12 protein-coding genes are annotated in these 17124 nt (G+C 43.4%); 4 read left to right on the top strand and 8 right to left on the bottom strand.

All coding sequences use genetic code 11. The annotated features are described in order from the left end of the window. The first annotated feature begins 101 nt into the window (after positions 1–101). From R1T43_RS04330 to R1T43_RS04345, 4 genes are read left to right on the top strand one after another with little or no spacing between them, the layout of a single operon-like run. A complete protein-coding gene (locus R1T43_RS04330; RefSeq protein ID WP_317353254.1) occupies positions 102–1619 on the top strand; it encodes an aldehyde dehydrogenase family protein in 1518 nt (505 codons plus the stop codon). A 39-nt stretch (positions 1620–1658) separates the two neighbouring features. After that, on the top strand, positions 1659–3749 hold the full coding sequence (locus tag R1T43_RS04335) for a 4Fe-4S binding protein (RefSeq protein ID WP_317353256.1): 2091 nt from the start codon (positions 1659–1661) through the stop codon (positions 3747–3749). Then, a complete protein-coding gene (gene nosP / locus R1T43_RS04340; protein WP_317353258.1) occupies positions 3715–4890 on the top strand; it encodes a nitric oxide-sensing protein NosP in 1176 nt (391 codons plus the stop codon). Before R1T43_RS04335 ends, nosP begins: the two co-directional genes overlap by 35 nt. Further along, the gene (locus tag R1T43_RS04345) at positions 4877–7420 is read left to right on the top strand and encodes a PAS domain-containing protein (protein ID WP_317353260.1); all 2544 of its coding nucleotides are present in this window, start codon (positions 4877–4879) and stop codon (positions 7418–7420) included. The genes nosP and R1T43_RS04345 overlap by 14 nt, the downstream gene beginning before the upstream one ends. A 53-nt stretch (positions 7421–7473) precedes the next feature. On the opposite strand, the gene R1T43_RS04350 is transcribed toward R1T43_RS04345, so the two are convergent. From R1T43_RS04350 to pqqC, 8 genes are all read right to left on the bottom strand, one after another. Continuing rightward, positions 7474–8133, bottom strand: coding sequence for a response regulator (locus R1T43_RS04350; RefSeq protein WP_211071560.1), 660 nt, complete (start codon positions 8131–8133; stop codon positions 7474–7476). 151 nt (positions 8134–8284) lie between these two features. Beyond that, the gene (locus R1T43_RS04355) at positions 8285–9085 is read right to left on the bottom strand and encodes an SHOCT domain-containing protein (protein ID WP_317353263.1); all 801 of its coding nucleotides are present in this window, start codon (positions 9083–9085) and stop codon (positions 8285–8287) included. A 98-nt stretch (positions 9086–9183) separates the two neighbouring features. Then, positions 9184–10413 carry a porin gene (locus tag R1T43_RS04360; RefSeq protein WP_317353266.1) on the bottom strand — a complete coding sequence of 410 codons (1230 nt, stop codon included), beginning with the start codon at positions 10411–10413 and terminating at the stop codon, positions 9184–9186. Positions 10414–10628: 215 nt separating this feature from the next. Then, positions 10629–13070, bottom strand: a complete 2442-nt coding sequence (locus R1T43_RS04365; protein ID WP_317353269.1) for a TonB-dependent receptor — start codon at positions 13068–13070, stop codon at positions 10629–10631. 129 nt (positions 13071–13199) lie between these two features. Beyond that, positions 13200–14936 (bottom strand): insulinase family protein, encoded by a 1737-nt coding sequence (locus R1T43_RS04370; protein ID WP_317353272.1) that lies wholly within the window; start codon positions 14934–14936, stop codon positions 13200–13202. Further along, positions 14937–16100 (bottom strand): pyrroloquinoline quinone biosynthesis protein PqqE, encoded by a 1164-nt coding sequence (pqqE, locus tag R1T43_RS04375; RefSeq protein ID WP_317353274.1) that lies wholly within the window; start codon positions 16098–16100, stop codon positions 14937–14939. It abuts the gene before it with no gap. Continuing rightward, the gene (gene pqqD, locus R1T43_RS04380; protein WP_317353276.1) at positions 16093–16368 is read right to left on the bottom strand and encodes a pyrroloquinoline quinone biosynthesis peptide chaperone PqqD; all 276 of its coding nucleotides are present in this window, start codon (positions 16366–16368) and stop codon (positions 16093–16095) included. The genes pqqE and pqqD overlap by 8 nt, the downstream gene beginning before the upstream one ends. Then, positions 16368–17123, bottom strand: a complete 756-nt coding sequence (gene pqqC / locus R1T43_RS04385; protein ID WP_317353278.1) for a pyrroloquinoline-quinone synthase PqqC — start codon at positions 17121–17123, stop codon at positions 16368–16370. Before pqqC ends, pqqD begins: the two co-directional genes overlap by 1 nt. Position 17124 lies beyond the last annotated feature (1 nt).

The raw sequence follows: 17124 nt of genomic DNA on the forward strand, positions 1-17124 counted from the left end.
GCATTATGGTAGATTGGCAGCAAAAGTACGATTATCAAATGACACAGTAAACGATAACTAGCCGCGTGTTGACGCGCTAAGCATTCAAAAAAGGTGTCATTATGATTTACGCAAATCCAGGAAGTGAAGGTTCAGTAGTCAGTTTTAAAGAAAGTTATGGTAATTTTATCGGCGGTGAGTGGGTTGCGCCGGTTAAGGGTGAATACTTTATTACGACATCGCCTGTAGATGGCAGTGATATAGCACAAATTCCACGTTCTACCGCTGAAGATATTGAGCTGGCTATTGATGCTGCTCATGCGGCTAAAAAAGGATGGGCGGAGACGTCGGTAGCAGAGCGCTCAAACATTCTTTTGAAAATAGCCGATCGTATTGAAGCCAATCTTGAAATGCTTGCGGTAGCGGAAACATGGGATAACGGTAAGGCCGTGCGTGAAACCCTGAACGCCGATGTCCCATTGGCTGCTGACCATTTCCGCTATTATGCTGGTTGTATACGCAGCCAAGAAGGTACTATCGGCGAAATAGATAAGAACACAGTGGCTTATCACTTCCACGAACCCTATGGCGTAGTAGGCCAAATCATTCCATGGAATTTTCCACTACTTATGGCGGCGTGGAAACTCGCACCGGCTATCGTAACGGGTAACGTAGTGGTATTGAAACCTGCAGAGCAAACGCCCGTGTCGATTTTGGTGTTTGCTGAACTTATTCAAGACTTGCTACCGCCAGGCGTACTCAATATTGTAAATGGGTTTGGTGCAGAAGCAGGCCAAGCGCTTGCCACAAGTACCCGAATTGCCAAAATCGCCTTCACGGGTTCCACCCCAGTGGGTGAACATATTCTACGTTGCGCCGCTGAAAACCTTATACCGTCTACGGTTGAACTTGGCGGTAAGTCACCGAACCTGTTCTTCCCAGACATTATGGATCATGAGCCTGAGTTCATTGATAAATGTGCAGAAGGTTTAGTACTTGGTTACTTCAACCAAGGTGAAGTGTGTACCTGCCCATCTCGAGCGGTTATTCATGAGGATATCTACGATGCGTTCATGGATAAGGTGATTGAAAAAATCCACAAGATTAAACGTGGAAACCCACTTGATACAGAAACTATGGTCGGCGCGCAAGCCTCTAGCGAACAGTTCGATAAAATTCTTAAGTACATTGATATTGGTAAATCAGAGGGGGCTGAAGTTGTTACGGGCGGAGAGAAAGAGCGCCTTCCTGGATTAGATAAAGGTTACTACATTCAGCCTACTATTTTGAAAGGTCACAACCAAATGCGTGTGTTCCAAGAAGAAATCTTTGGGCCTGTTATTGCGGTACAAACCTTCAAAACCGAAGAAGAAGCTATTGAAATTGCTAACAATACCAGCTTTGGACTAGGCGCTGGGCTTTGGAGCCGCGACGCGAATATTGCTTTTAGAGTAGGTAGAGCTATTGAAGCGGGGCGCGTATGGACAAACTGTTATCACCTTTACCCTGCACATGCCGCTTTCGGTGGATATAAAAAGTCTGGGATCGGCCGTGAAACGCACAAGATGATGATGGATCATTATCAACAGACTAAAAACTTGTTGGTGAGCTACGACATTAATCCACTTGGTTTCTTTTAATTAAGGGGAGGGCAGCACATATGTGCTGCCTATGTCTTTATGTTGAAGTCGCTCCTGTTTCTCTGTTTTACGATAACCTCTATCTCGCTAGCCTTTGCGCAATCTGACGCCACTGCGATCCCCGAAGAAGTACACCGCATTTTTCCTACCGCTACCCGTGTAGGCGCTGCGCACACCGACATTAATGTAATACCGGTTTATCAATTGCAGCAATTGCTAGGGTACGTATTTGAATCGAAAGATTTTGTCGACTTTATCGGTTTCTCGGGTAAGCCTGTTAATGTATTAATTGGTCTTGATCCCCAAGGTAACTTTGCTGATTTAGCCATTAAAAAACACAGTGAACCCATTTTTTTGCATGGATTAGGCGAGCAGTCGCTAAGAGACTTTATCGCGCAGTATAAGAACCACAATGTGAAAGAGCGCTTTGTCGTTGGGGGCAAGAGTCATGTAGGCAAGAATGCGACTTACTTTGATGGTGTGACCAAAGCCACGGTATCGGTACTGGTAATAAACGATACTATTGTGACGTCGGCGTTGGCGGTAGCACGAGCCAAGCTAGATGGTTTTGTGGTACCGAGCACACGCATAATTAACCCTGACTATTTTGAAGCGCTAACCTTTGAGCAGCTTGTGAAAGCCGGTTATATCCGAAAACAAACCATTTATCGTAATGAACTAGATGGCCTTGCCACTGAAATCATCGATGCAGCCAACAGCGTTACCAATCCAGAGGAGCTATTATTTTCTGAGCACTACTTTGGCTTTCTTAGTTTACCTATCGTGGGTAAAAACCTGCTCAGTGAAGATGAATACCTCAGGCTTCAAGAAAGCTTAAAGCCTGGTGAAGTAGCCATGTTGGTAATCAATACCCAAGGCTTTAGTTTTGTGAGCGATGAATTTATCCCCCAAACCGCGCCAGAGTTTTTTCGCCTTTCCCAGTCGGCATTTACGATTGATGCCCGAGATATAGATTTCTACAGTTTTTATGACCCCAGCTTTGCTCAACCAATCCCTGCATTCAACGAACTGAAAATCCTGCGGATTAAATCACAAGGTGGGCTGTCACTTGACCAGGAAATGACAGCCTCCATTAGCTTGCCCTTTAGCCCTCGATTTATGGAGCAAGATGAGCACCTGTTTAACCACACGTTTTTATTACCTGACGTGCTATTTATGGAAAATCCCGATGCACAGCAAAGTGCTGCTGTGCCCCTTTGGCAGCAATTGTGGCAAAGCAGGTGGCTGGAGCTCAGTATTACAATTATTTACTTAATTGCGCTGTCATTGTTCTTTGGTTTCCAGCGAAAGCTAATGAAATACACGCGCATGGTGCATGTAGTCAGAGGGGCATCACTGCTATTTGTCTTGTTCTTTATTGGCATCTACGCACAAGGGCAATTGTCGGTCGTCAATATCTATACTTTGTTACTCGATTTAGCGGATGGTTTTTCTATTGAAGTCTATTTGCTCGACCCTGTCATCTTTGTGTTGTGGTGCTTTGTATTTGTGTCGTTATTTATTGTGGGGCGCGGGCTTTATTGCGGCTGGTTATGCCCCTTTGGCGCGCTACAGGAGATCATGGCAGTTGTTGCACAAAAGTTAAAAATAAGGCAGATTCGAATAAAGCCAAAACACCATAAATATGCACAAAAACTTAAGTATGTCGTGCTTGTTGGCTTGGTTGCAACGTCGTTTTACTCACTGACATTGGCCGAGAAGCTGGCCGAGGTTGAGCCGTTTAAAACCTCAATTACGCTCCATTTTGTACGCTACTGGCCGTTCGTACTTTATGCACTTTTACTTTTAGGATTAAGCTTAAAAATTCACAAAGTCTATTGTCGCTACCTTTGCCCATTAGGTGCCGGTTTAGCGATTTTAGGGCGCTTTCCTATCGTGAAGCTTTTAGAGCGGCGTAAAGAATGTGGTAATCCTTGCCAACTGTGTAAACAGAAAAAGTGCGGCGTAGATGCCATCGAGCAAGACGGCAGTATTGATTACGCAGAATGCGTACAGTGCTTTGAATGTGTCGTAACGCTAGATAATCCCAATCTATGCAAAATTGATAAATATAAGAAAAATAAGGTGCCAACACGTGTCAAAAACTTCCATCCTGTCCGCGCTGAGTAAACCCGCAAGCCAGTCTGTGCATGCCGCCTACTTGGCGGCAGATGCGTGTCACGATGTGGCCAGTGAAATATTATCTAAAGCAGCACTAGATGAAATAGAACTCGTACTTTTTCACACATCCACATCCTTTGATTTAGATGACGTTGCGAAGCAAATGACATCTCTGTTTGCCAATGTGCCCACAGTAGGTTGCACTAGCGCAGGAGAGTTTAATAAAAACGGGTACTGTACTGAAAGCCTAGTTGTTGTGGCTTTTTTAAAATGCGAATTTTCCATAGCTACCGCGCTAGTTTCAAACTTAGATGAAATTAATTTCGACGAAGCCCACGATACGGCAAGTGGGCTGCGTAATACTTTGCAGGCAAGAGACAAACGATACGATACCAATCAACATTTTGTAATCTCTGTTTTAGACGGGCTTACCCGCCACGAGGAGCATTTCCTTGAGACGTTCGCTACCGCGTTTGGCAATATTCCTCATTTAGGAGGAAGTGCCGGCGATGATTTAAAACTTGAAGCGACCTATGTTTTTTATCAAGGTGAGTTTCACCAGAATGCCGCGGTATTGATGTTGGTGGGAACCGGTAAACCTTTCTCTGTTTTTTCAGTTGATCATATCGACTCGCCAGTATCTAAGCTGGTGGTCACCAAGGCAGATCCTGAATCTCGTACGGTTTACGAGATTAACGGCGAACCAGCTGCGCAATACTATGCGAGTTTACTTGGGTTAAAGGCTGCTGATTTAACCCCTGATGTGTTTTCAGTATTTCCATTGGCGGTACTGGTAGGGGATAGGTATTTTATCCGATCGATACAAAAAGTCGATTTGGCCACCAACGCTATTACTTTTTACTGTGCGGTAGATATCGGCATCATTCTTACCTTTGTGCAGCTTGGTGACTGTATTGATGCTATGGAGCAAAAGTTAGAAACCCTTAGCAAGGAACTGGGGGAAGCCGAGTTTGTGTATACGTGTGATTGCTTTTTGCGGCGCTTAGAAATAGAGCAAAATAAAAAAACGGCTGAAATTCAGCGGCTACAAAATAAATATCAAGTAGCTGGGTTTAATGCTTATGGTGAACATATACATTCGGTGCATTTAAACCAGACCTTCACGGGGGTGTATTTTGCTAAAAACTGAGTCGCACATCGAGACTGAAGTAAACAAGGCGCACGAGGAAACTGAACTAGAGAGGCTTCGTCGCGAACTCACACGCCAAGTTGATGAAAACGAAAAGCTTGAAAAAATTAACGCTGCACTCATGTATCGCATCGAAGAAGGTGGGTTCAATCACCATAGTTACCGTGCCTTTGAGCACGCAGTGCAGCTATCAGAAAAAGTAAATGAAAAAACCGAAGCCCTGCAAGTTGTACTGCAAAAGTTAGAAAAATCGAATGCCGAGATAGCTAGAGCCCATCAAGAAACGAACCAGTTAAAGCAGCGCTTAAATGATGCTATTGAAAGTATCAACCAAGCCATGGTGTTACTCGATAGCAAGGGTGCAGTCATCTATTTTAATCGTCACTTCACCATAGTGTGGGATAACTTGACCATTACGCCCCAAATTGGCGATAACTATTACGATATCACCCAGCATGCAAAGCATTTAGGGGTTATCCGTCGGGTGCTTCCTCCTGATTCAGAAGGTCGTATTATCTACCAGCTGTCTAATAGCAGGTGGTATCAGCTTACTATTCGCCGCACCCAAGAAGGCGGCAAAGTTATCTTGTTCAACGATATTACCGAAGTGAAGCTCAATGAGTCGAACCGGTATGAGCAGGTCATCAAAGAGAAAAATAAACTGCTGCAAAGCCTCATTGATAGTGTTGATGTTGGTATATTACTTATTAACCAAGAGGGCGGCGTTGCCTTTTGGAACGATACGTTTTTAACCCAATCTAATTTGTCAAAGCAGACAATGTTCGATTGCAAGAACATCTATTCCCTGCAAATGCATACTGACTGGAGCGGGTTAAACCTTGAAAAAACGGGGGATACCACCCAAATCATCAACGAAAACTTGGTAGTTGATAGACGTATTACCATGCTGCCCGATGGTAACACCCTGTGCACCTTTACTAATGTAACGTCCCAGCATCAGTATGCGGAAACCTTAAAGCAGAACGAAAGCTGGATCCGTATGATTACCGATAATGTGCCCGCACTTATCGCCTATATCGGTACCGATAAACACTTTCTATATACCAATAAGGGTTATCGAGATTGGTATGGATTAGGCGCAGAACCTTTGTATGGCGTAGCGATGGAGCAAAGCCATCTTAAACATGTTTACCCTAACCTGATGCCTTATGTTGAACGAGTGAATAAAGGAGAAGTTGTCACGTTTCAAAGTGAAGAAACCAATGCTCAGGGCGAAACGGGTTTCTTACAAAAAGTCTATTTGCCGCATTTCAACGATAAGCACGAGATAGAGGGGCATTTTGTATTAGCGACTGATGTGTCGGAACAGGTAAGAAGTAAGCAGCAACTGCAGGCCGCGAAAGATCAGCTGGAGTCAAATGTTGAAAAACGTACCCGCGAACTCCACCACGCGAATATTGCGCTGCAAGAAGCGATGAATTCTAAGAGTAAGTTTTTAGCGGCGATCAGTCACGATTTAATGCAGCCCTTAAGTGCAGCAATTTTGTTCAATGAGTCGTTACGAGATCAAGTGCAAGCCTCGGCGGGCCCAATTGTGAGTGCATTAGATAACTCGCTGTCTGATTTGAACAGTCTAATACGTACATTGATTGAAACCTCGAAGTTAGATGCGGGCGTAGTGCAGCCTGATAAACAGCGCGAGAATGCGCTTCCGTTGCTAACGCAGTTAGCCGAGGAGTTCAGCCACATTAGCCACGACTACCAGGTAAATTTTCGCTACAAATTTCAAGACGCTATTGTTCATACAGACGTAAGCTTACTATCCCGAATTTTACGTAACTTACTGAGTAATGCGATGAAGTACGGTGCCAAAGGGAAAGTGCTTTTTGCGGCTAGGACGATGGGTAGTCATCTTCGTATTAGTATATTTGACCAAGGCGTAGGAATAAGCCAAGCAGATCAAACGGTAATCTTCAAAGAATTTAGCCGTTTGGAAAATGACTTTAACTACTCTTATAGTTTAGGACTTGGGCTTTACATTGTAGATAAAATGAGCCGGTTACTTGAGCACGACATCAGCGTTTCATCTACGCAAGGGCTAGGGTCTTGTTTTACTTTATCGGTGCCCCTAGCATCTGTTCAGGAAGTTGAGCACGAGGCTACGTTTGATGCTACACCCCAGTATAATTTGCCTGATAACCTTCTAGATAAGCAAATATGGCATATCGACAACGACACTAATATGCGTATAGCAATGCAAACGCTATTTGAAAACTGGGGAATGGAAGTGGTTACATTTTCTGGTTTCGCGCAATGCATGGCGGTGATGGACAACTGCTTTGATGACTGTGATTTACTTATCGTCGATTATCATTTGGATGACGGAGAGAACGGCTTGGAAATAGCGAAGCAAATTAAGCAAACATTGCCTTCTATGCCCATCATGTTGTGCACGGCTAATCACTCAAAAGCGCTAGAAAACGAGTTAGAAGGGACAAGCATACAGTTGTTACACAAACCCATTAATTCAGCACGCTTAAAACAAGCACTAAAATCGTCTGTTTCATAATACGTGCTATTTACTTAAGCCAATAGACAAGCGGCATGCAGGCATAGTACGTATTAATTGAATACGTACTGGTTAAAATCGATATTAGCAGCGCTGGCCACTACTTTGACTCGATTGCTTGCTCCTAATTTTTTCAAAATCGATGATACATGTGATTTCACGGTTGTTTCTGAAATATTGAGCTCATAAGCAATAACTTTATTCGCTAGCCCTTGGGTTAAATACTTCAAAACCGCTAATTCTTTTCTGGTTAATGATCGAATTTGATCAAGCGAAATAGCATCTTCTTTTTTTACGCGATTTCGGACTGATGACGTACGCAAGATTTCAGATGGAAGGCACACGTTGCCTTCAAAGATAGATTCGACTGACGTTGCAATCTCTTCGATTTTACTACTCTTTGATATAAACCCGACTGCACCATAAGAGATGGTTTGAAGAATGTTATGTTTCTCGGTTTCCGCCGAGATGATAACAACAGGAAGGTTAGGATGTTGGTTCCTAATTTCAAGTAAACCATTAAGCCCGCAGGTTTCAGGCATGTTTAAATCAAGCATTACAAGATCGAAAGCAGAATCAGCTTCAAGTAACTCAAGTGCTTCAGATAGAGAGTTGGCTTCAAGGGTCTGAGACTCAGGAAATTTTTTACCCAATATCGTCACCATGGCGTGACGAAAAATGGGGTGATCGTCAATAATAAGAATTCTTTGCATACTATTACTACCCTCGGCTTAGCAAGTACCCAAATGCACTCACACAATACGTAACTCGACGCATGTTTGTTAAATTTATTTTAACAAAATAGTTACAATGTGAGCAAGCGAATACGACCGAAGTCTTATAATAAAAAAGCCTTAAAAATTATCATAAATTCCCTAAAAGTACTTTACGCTTTTGTTGATATTCTTCTTGGGTAATTAGCCCCTCTTTTCTAAGCTTTTCAAGGGTTTTAAATCTTTTTATAAGTGTATCTTCATTAGGTTTTAAAACTTCCTTAAGGGCCTGTGATGAGGATGTCGTTTTCTTCAACTCTTCTAGGTTTACCGTCACCCAATCAGTTCTATCAGGCTTCATGGCTACACCCGAAAAAGTGAATTGTAATTTTTCGCTAAATGGAAATTTAGACGCAGCTCGGTCACCGTAATTAAAGTCGTATTCAACCAGACCTTGGTTGGTGGGATCGTAAGCCATTTCATAGGCACTGTTAGCTAAACGGTTGTACTCACCAATAATAATGTTGAGTAGCGCATTGTTGTAAAATGCTCTACCCGCAATATAGTAAGTTTGTTTTTTTAACCCTCCTAGGGTTCTGCTTTCTTTTGCCATAGAAAATACAATATCTTGGTGAGGGCCTGCCTTTTGTAAGCCTATCGATAAATATTTTGCAAGTTGACTTTGTTGTTCTTTCGTAAAAAGGGGCTCAGTAGTATTCTTATTTTTTACCACTCTTATACTTGATAAAAAGCTTAATACATTTTTTTCATTTAATACTACGGGTTGGCTATTGTTTCCACCGTTTAAATATTTTTCTTCAACATTATTATCTTGTATTTTTATTTCTGTGTTTTTATCACCACGCCACAAAATCGTACTTGATGAAAATGATGGCGTGGCGAAAATCATAAAAATAATAGCTAACAGGATTTTTGGCATTAATTTAGTCATTGTTTATTACCCTGCAAATTTGAGTGCTATAAAAATCACCTATTTTAAAAATTGCCAGCTTTAGTGACGCAATTTTGCGTCCTAAAGCTGGTTAACAATTAAAAGAAAATAGTGCCACCTAGTTGAATAAGTGTAAGATCCTCTGCGCTGTTATATATTGACTGAGCGGTATCAGAACCTGTGACATCTAAACTCAAATTTTCATATTTAGCGTAAATGAGAAAGCGAGAGCCAAAGTATTGTTCCGCTGCTATGCCCCATTGGCTTAACTCAGAACCTACTACGCCATCTAAATGCGCCATACCATATTGGTCGTTATAGCTTGCATATTCTGCGTAAAAAGCGGAATCACCAAAGTTGTTGTATTGCTTTCGGATACCCGCTTTAAAATAGTATGCGTCTGTATCATCACCAGAACCGACAATAGCGTCATCAGTCTCTTCCATTTGATAGGTGGCCACCCCAAACACGCCAGATTCTAAATGCATTACACCGGCCTGAAATTGCAGGGTCGAAGAGCCGTCGCCACCCACGTTGGAGCCGCCATCTTTATTCACCGAATACCCGCCATGTAGGTTTGTTTTAAACCCATTGTGTTCAGCCGAGTATTTAACCGCGATGTCATAGATTTCATCATTGGCATAGCCTACCGCCACACTAAAATTACCCATTTTAGGTAAATCATAACGTACGCCATTGCGGTAAATCCCATTGCAGTCTAGGCCTATGCCCAGCCCAGGGGTGGCCAAGCACTGTGCAAATTGCCCCCACGCCACATTGGTTGAGCCTTCATCAATCCCCCGAATAAAGAACCCGTTGGCTCTAAATAATGGCGAAATGCCTGACCAAATAGTGCCGGAGGGATCGGCAAGTACCGCAATATTATCAGTGGGTAAGCTTTGTAGGCCGATGGTGACTTTTCCCCAATCGCCGCCAATATGAAGGCTACTGCCTAGAAGCCCAATATCGCCGCCATTGAAGGTGTCTAAGTTATCTTGATTGGCAAATAACAATGGTGTTTGATGGCCGCCGCCACCATAGTTCGGTGTACCGGAAAGCGGTTCAATAATAACTTCAAACCCTACGTCTAAACCATGCTCTTCAAGTTTGTAATCTCCCGATAGGGTAATACGACTGCCAAGTGTGGTACCGTTATCTGAAAGCTGGGCAACATCACTGCCTATGCCGTCATCGTAATAGGTTAACCCTTCATTAATCCAGCCTGAAATATTCCAAGAATATTTTTCATCTTCGGCATAACTGTTTAAACTTAATGTACTTAATATGGCAATTGATAAATACGACTTAACAAGTAATTTATTTTTCATTTTACTGTCCCAGTGTGAGTGGTGTTTTTTAATAATGAGAATTTATTCTTTTCTCATATGCCCTAATGTAAATTTCGGGTGTCAGTAAAATTGATAATAGATTTATATAGTTTTTGAACCATTGGACGTAAGGCTTGTTAGCCTCGTTCTTTAGGACTAAGAAAAATTAGGCGCATAGCGCCTAATTTATATTTTTAGTTTAAAAGCTCGCTAAATTAAAATTTAGCTTTCACATTTAAACTCACCATGCGAGGTTGGGCTGGGCCAACAAATAAGGGGCTTTCTACATCAGGGTAAATGTCTTCTAATACTTCATCTGCTTCGCCATAAGTGCCGAAGGTTTCATAGTCTTTATCAAACACATTGTTTACCCGCAATTGCGCACTAAAGGTGTGATTAAACTGATGGTTCAAGTAAAGGTTAGTCACCACATAGCTATCTAAAGTGTTATTTTCGTTGGCCTCATCACCACGGAAGTATTGGCTAGAGGCTGAAATAACTTCTGCACCTAATGTGGTTTCTTGGCTAAACGCGTAGTCTAGGTAAAATTTGATATTGTGCTTTGGTTGTCCAGGAATGGTGTCACCTGCCTCAACTTGTCTATTTGCCCCTAACGGATTGAAAGGGCTAAAGGAGGTGAAGGAAGATTCGAAGGTCGCGTCTAGATAGTTATAATTAAATCGATAATTAAGCTTTTCCCAAACAGAACTAATGCTAAATTCAACGCCCTGTCTACGAGTAGCGTCAATATTAATAAAGTAGCCTCTAGACGCAACCGAGCCTGCCTGCTGAAATATGATGTCATCTTCACTTTCGCTGCGATAAACATTCAACATCATATCGATATTGTTAAAGGTCGCGGCATAATTTGCTTCAATGGTTTGGGTTACGACTTGATCTAACGGTGGATCGGCAACAAAACCATTAGGTAGGCGACATGGGTCGTCTTCGTCTGCACAGCTTAATTCTGCAGGGCTTGGTGTTCTTGATGACTGACTAAACGCAAGGTTCAGCTGGGAGGTATCACTCAGCGTAATATCTAACCCTATGGCGGGGTTGAACTGCGTGAATCTATGGTCGCCATCAAGTGAATCATCACCATCTTCGCTTAAGTCTTCCATTAGCACATGGTCGCGATTGAAGCGGCCACCAATGTTTAGCGATACCTTATCGGTAAGTTGGGTGGTATTAACAAAAAGCAACGACCAGGCAGTGGTGTCTACATCAAGCCTTACTCTCGCTTCAGCTGATTGTAGCCCTTGAAGTGGGATGACCGTGCGTGAATCGCTTGCGGTATCGTTTTCTAATATCCCAAAGGTTGTATCGGCAGAATAATTGATATCACCTTTATTGTAAGTCGCGCCAATCACCAGCACAGATGGTTTGCCTAATAATTCATAATTGCTGGCAAGCTGAGAAGAAACACCGAAAGCTTCTGAGCTTGATAACCCCGTATTGTAGGTGCCGTCTATCACATCGGGTGATACATCTGAAATATCTGATAGGGCAGTATCTTCATCGTAGCCAATGAAAGCAACGGCTTCTACATCATCGCCAACCGTGGCTAGTTCGTCATCATCGTCGTCGTCACCGTTATCAAAATCATCATCGTCATCATCATCATCGTCTTCCAATTCACACAAGGTGATGCGACCATCGCTAAATTGGCATGCGCCAAAGTCGCTGTCATCACCATTTATACTGGTGGTTTCATTGTCGCGGTAAAAGGCGTTGAACGAGAGTAGATGGTTGTCGCTTAACTGTAGATCGCCAGAAAGACTAAAGTGATGTAGCTCGTTGTTCGTTTGATCGGGGTGAGTATACACCGCTTCGCGGCCTTCTATTTCTAGTAGTTCAATTGGTGAGGCACCATTGCCTAATAGCTCGCTATCGGCATATAGATAGTTGAAATCGATTCGTCGCTTACTGTCTTGGTAAGACACGGCGCTGAATACTTGATTTACCTCTGAAGGTGAGTAATCCCGCCACCCATCTTCTTCATAATGATTAGCGTTAATGTAATAGCCCCAATTACCATTATTCCCGCCAGATTCTATCGACAGCGCTGACTGACCATATTGCCCTACAGTGGCATCTACTTCGTTGGCATCGAAGGAAAAGCCGGTTTTGGTATTTAGTGCTAGTGCGCCACCCAATGTATTTTGCCCGAACAGGGGATTAGAGCCTGAATACAGCGACACCGTATCGATAGCATCAAGGGGCATAAGATCCCAATTCACGGTATCGCCAAACGCCTCGTTAATTCTGCCACCATTCATGTACACCGAAATACCTTGGGGTAAGCCTAGCAGTGGCGACGCGGTGAAACCTCGGTATTGTAAATCGGGTTGAAACGGGTTGTTTTGCGCATCATTCAAATTCACGCTAGCAAGTTGGGATTTTAAGAGTTCTGGCAAAGAGCGGCTTACGCTGGCCTCAATTTCCTCTTGAGACAAAGACTGTACGCTGCCGAAAATTGGCGCTGCATCACTCCCGGTTTGCAACGATGTGGCACCATGAACTTCTATTACTTCTACATCATTGTTTGGCTGTTGGCTTTCTGTTTTAGAATTTGCATAGGCTGGGCTACAAAGTGCTAAAGAGACGCTTGAAGCGATGAGTGCGTAAGATAAAGGCGTTGTGGTTTTTATTATCATGATTCTGATTCTTCAATGTACGAGCATGCAATCAGTATCGTGTAGCTAGGTCCCGAAAAATATCCTCCTAAAGGGGGAGGAAGAGTCGTAAATTGGTAGTATATAAAAGTCCTAAGTGGGCGGTTTTTATTATGCAGGGCTATGACTTACACCAGCATTGATGTCAATTTGGGCGAGCCTGTTTTCAAACCAGAGGTCACGACTCGACGCTTGTCTATCTTGCGCTCCATAAATGACAATCTCACCATTAAACTGTGCTACCCCTAGTGCGTAACACTCTCCGTTTGTACGAGGTTGCCAAAACGAAGCGCCAGTCACGATATCTATCAAGTAATGATGGAATTGGGTATCTACTCGATACACCCAGTGATTACCAATACATTGGAACCTGTTCTCCGGGTTTTGTATCGTTTGTGTCGACAGTACCGACTGTGCGGATCGAGCCGTTTGTGCGGATTGTATAGTCTGTGTAGTTTGTACCGAAAGCGCGGCGAGCTTATGCAGTAATCTAGGTAATACAGGTAGATTATCTAATGACAATAACGAGGCAAAGCTGGTAGCAAGTAGCGCGGTTGTATTGGGTTTTACCTTGTCCTCACCCCCATTTTCATCCCCATCCCCATCCCCATAGTCAATTTCAACCTCAGCAGTAGGAAACCAACTACTGTTTATCTGCGTGTCTGGGTTCTTATTTTTAACATCAACTTCATGCATAGCTGCTTGGCAAACATGCACACTACAAAGATAGTCGGCGAACGGTGATAATTTTAACGGCGAGTGCGGTTCCCTATACCGAGAATGCGTTTGTTGTTGAAAATCTCTAATAAGTTGCTGCACTGCGTTGGGTAATTTAGCGTCGGTAAATAAACGAGGTTTGGCTTCAATGTTAAGGTCAGTTAATAGGGACACCACATTTTCGAGTGCATCTCTACGAGCTTGAGCATTGGCCTTGGTATTGTGCACAAACCGAAGAGCAATCATGCCCGCATGGTTTACTTCACCATCGATAAAAAAATGGCCTAAAGCGTCAGAGCTGCTTTTAAGCTTTTCTTGAACCAAACTTTCAATCTTACTTTTAATCAGGCTTTCGACCTCAAGCAAGTCGTGAGTAAATTCTTGTGGCACCCACCACGTAGACACATAATTTTCTGTTGGCTTCAAAGTGCTTGCGGGCGCTTCAGCAGCGTTACCACGAGGCATAGCATCGCCTGACTTAGTATTAAAACCTCCAGCACCAACCTCTGCGATAGCCTGGCTACATAACGAAATTATTTCATTGCCGTCAGTATCTTCGCCACTGACTAAAAGGGTGATGTGATCACCGTCATACCATGTTTTCTTATAGTCAATTAAGTCGTCAAAACTAATCTCTAATACTGAATCTGAAAAGCCGCCGGCATGTTGATAGGCCATGGGGCTGGTATCATTTCGCCGTATTGCAATGTTATTGGCATAATCGATATTACCTTCAAGCAGCGTGAGTTCATTGAAAAGTACGCCGCTTCGTTCTGCTTCAAAAGCGCACTGGGAGTAGTGGGTATTCACAAGGCCGCTATACAGGAATTGGATAGCATTAGTGAAAAGCGCTTTATTATAAGATTGCACATAAAAATACGTACAGCCTGCGTAGGTCGTCGCGTTTATCGATAAGGGTAGCAGGGCATTTGCTACAAAAAGCTCATGGTCGGCGGGGTAGTACGGCGACCCACGAAAGCACATGTGTTCTGCCAGGTGAGATACGCCAGAATGATCACGCGCTGGGGTATTAACAACAAATACCCCCGTGAATGTTGATGCGCTGCCTTCAGGACTTTGAGCATTGTGTGGTACATACCGAATATTAATCATTGCTGAGCGTTTAAGCATTTAAACGGTAAGGTCTTGTATCATCTTCACAGGAATATTGTTTTTCACTGTGCGAAATTTCAGAGTAGAGCTGGCTTGCTGCCCAGCTTTGTCGGTAATGGTTTTCATTAAATGATGGTCGGGCGACTTATCGCACACGGGGTCAGTTTTGTGCATATCACCAGTCAGTAAGAAGGCTTGGCAACGGCACCCGCCAAAATCTTTGTCTTTTTCATCACAGGTCTTACACGGCGAAGGCATCCAGTCATCACCTCTAAAGTGATTAAAGCTAAAGTCGTGTTCCCAAATATTCTGCACCGAAGATTTTTTCACGTTAGGAAAGGTAAGAGGAAGAATTTTGGCGCTGTGACAAGGAAGCGCACTGCCATCTGGCGTTACCGTTAAAAAAGTAGTTCCCCATCCATTCATACATGCCTTGGGGCGGTTCTCGTAATAGTCGGGGGTGACAAACATAAACTTGGGGCCACCACTTTGCTGGTCTCTATAGCGGTTGATGGCCTGCTCAGCTTCTACTAGCTGGCTTTGTGTAGGTAGTAAGTGCTCACGGTTTTCGTACGCCCAACCATAATATTGCACTGTGGCAAGCTCTACAAAGTCTGCCTTAAGTTCAGTGCTAAGAGCCATCACTTCTTCAATTTCATGAATGTTTTGTGCAGTAATACAGAAGTTCAGCACCATAGGGTAGTTGTAGGCTTTAACCAATTTAGCAATATTCAGTTTTTGTTTGAACGAATGGCGTTTATTGCCAATAAGGTCGTTAACGTCGGCATTCGCTGACTGAAAACTAAGCTGAATGTGATCAAGCCCAGCGTCTTTTAATTTGGCTATGCGCTTTTCTGTCATGCCTATGCCTGAGGTGATCAAGTTAGTGTAAAACCCAAGTTCGCGTGCGTACGCTACCAACTCTTCTAAATCTTTTCGTAGCAAGGGTTCACCGCCAGAAAAACCTAACTGAACCGCACCCATTTCTCTGGCTTCCCTAAACACCTTTTTCCACTGAGAAGTGTTGAGTTCGTTAAAAGTTTCTTCCATGTTCACGGGGTTAGAACAATAGGGGCAATGCAGCGGGCATTGGTAGGTTAACTCGGCGAGTAGCCATAAAGGTGGTGTAGTCGCTTTTGTAGGTTGTGAAGCCTTGGTAGCTTGAGATGCCTGGTTAGTCATAAACCACCCACTTTTTCTCTTCAGCGTGTTGCAGAAAAGTGGTTACGTCATCTTCTAAATCTTCAGGGGCATCTGGGAATGCTTTTCTAAGCGCTACGGCAATGTCATCAGTGGTACGCACACCATTAACAAGGGTTAAAATTTCTGACGCCGATGGGTTTAATTTAATCATGCCTTCGGGAAAGAGAAGCACATAACCATCTTGCACTTTTTCGTATTGTAAGCGAAACAAAGGGTTCATTAACGGGGTTTTTGGTGTGCTTGTCATTAGAATCTCCCTGTATGGCAAACTTGTTGGTCTGCAATGCCATCGAAAGGTTTTCTGCCATATTCGTAGGCAAAACAGATGGCATCGGCAATGCTCCACAGAATATCTATTTTAAACTGAAGAATGTTTAAAGCACGCTCTTGCTGCTCTCGGGTAACAAAGTGGTCGAGGGTTATTTGAAGCCCGTGTTCTACATCGCGTCTTGCTTGCCCTAAACGCATTTGAAAATAGGTAAACCCTTCTTGGTTTATCCATGTGTAATGGGTAGGCCAGGTATCAAGTCGGCTTTGATGTATTTCAGGGGCGAACATTTCGGTGAGCGACGAACAAGCAGCTTCTTGCCACGATGCGCGGCGGGCAAAATTCACATAGGCATTTACCGCAAATTTAACACCGGGCAATATGTGAGATTCATCAAGTAATTCACCGCGGTTAAGCCTTACCGCTTCTCCTAAGCGAAGCCAAGCTTCAATACCACCTAAACTGGTATCACCTTCGCGACCATCATGGTCGATAAGGCGCTGGATCCATGTACGTCTTACTTCTTGGTCTTCACAGTTGGCTAATATGGCGGCGTCTTTAACCGGAATGGCCATTTGATAATACAGCCTGTTTGCCACCCAGCCTTGTATTTCTTCTTTGCTGCAAAGCCCTGAATTCATACGTTTATGAAAGGGGTGATGAATATGGTAGTAAGCGCCTTTAGCGCGTAGTTGTTGTTCGAATTCTTCTTTAGTCCATGCAGGTTTCGACATC

The sequence above is a fragment of the Alteromonas sp. CI.11.F.A3 genome, assembly GCF_032925565.1.
Taxonomy (GTDB): Bacteria; Pseudomonadota; Gammaproteobacteria; order Enterobacterales; family Alteromonadaceae; genus Alteromonas.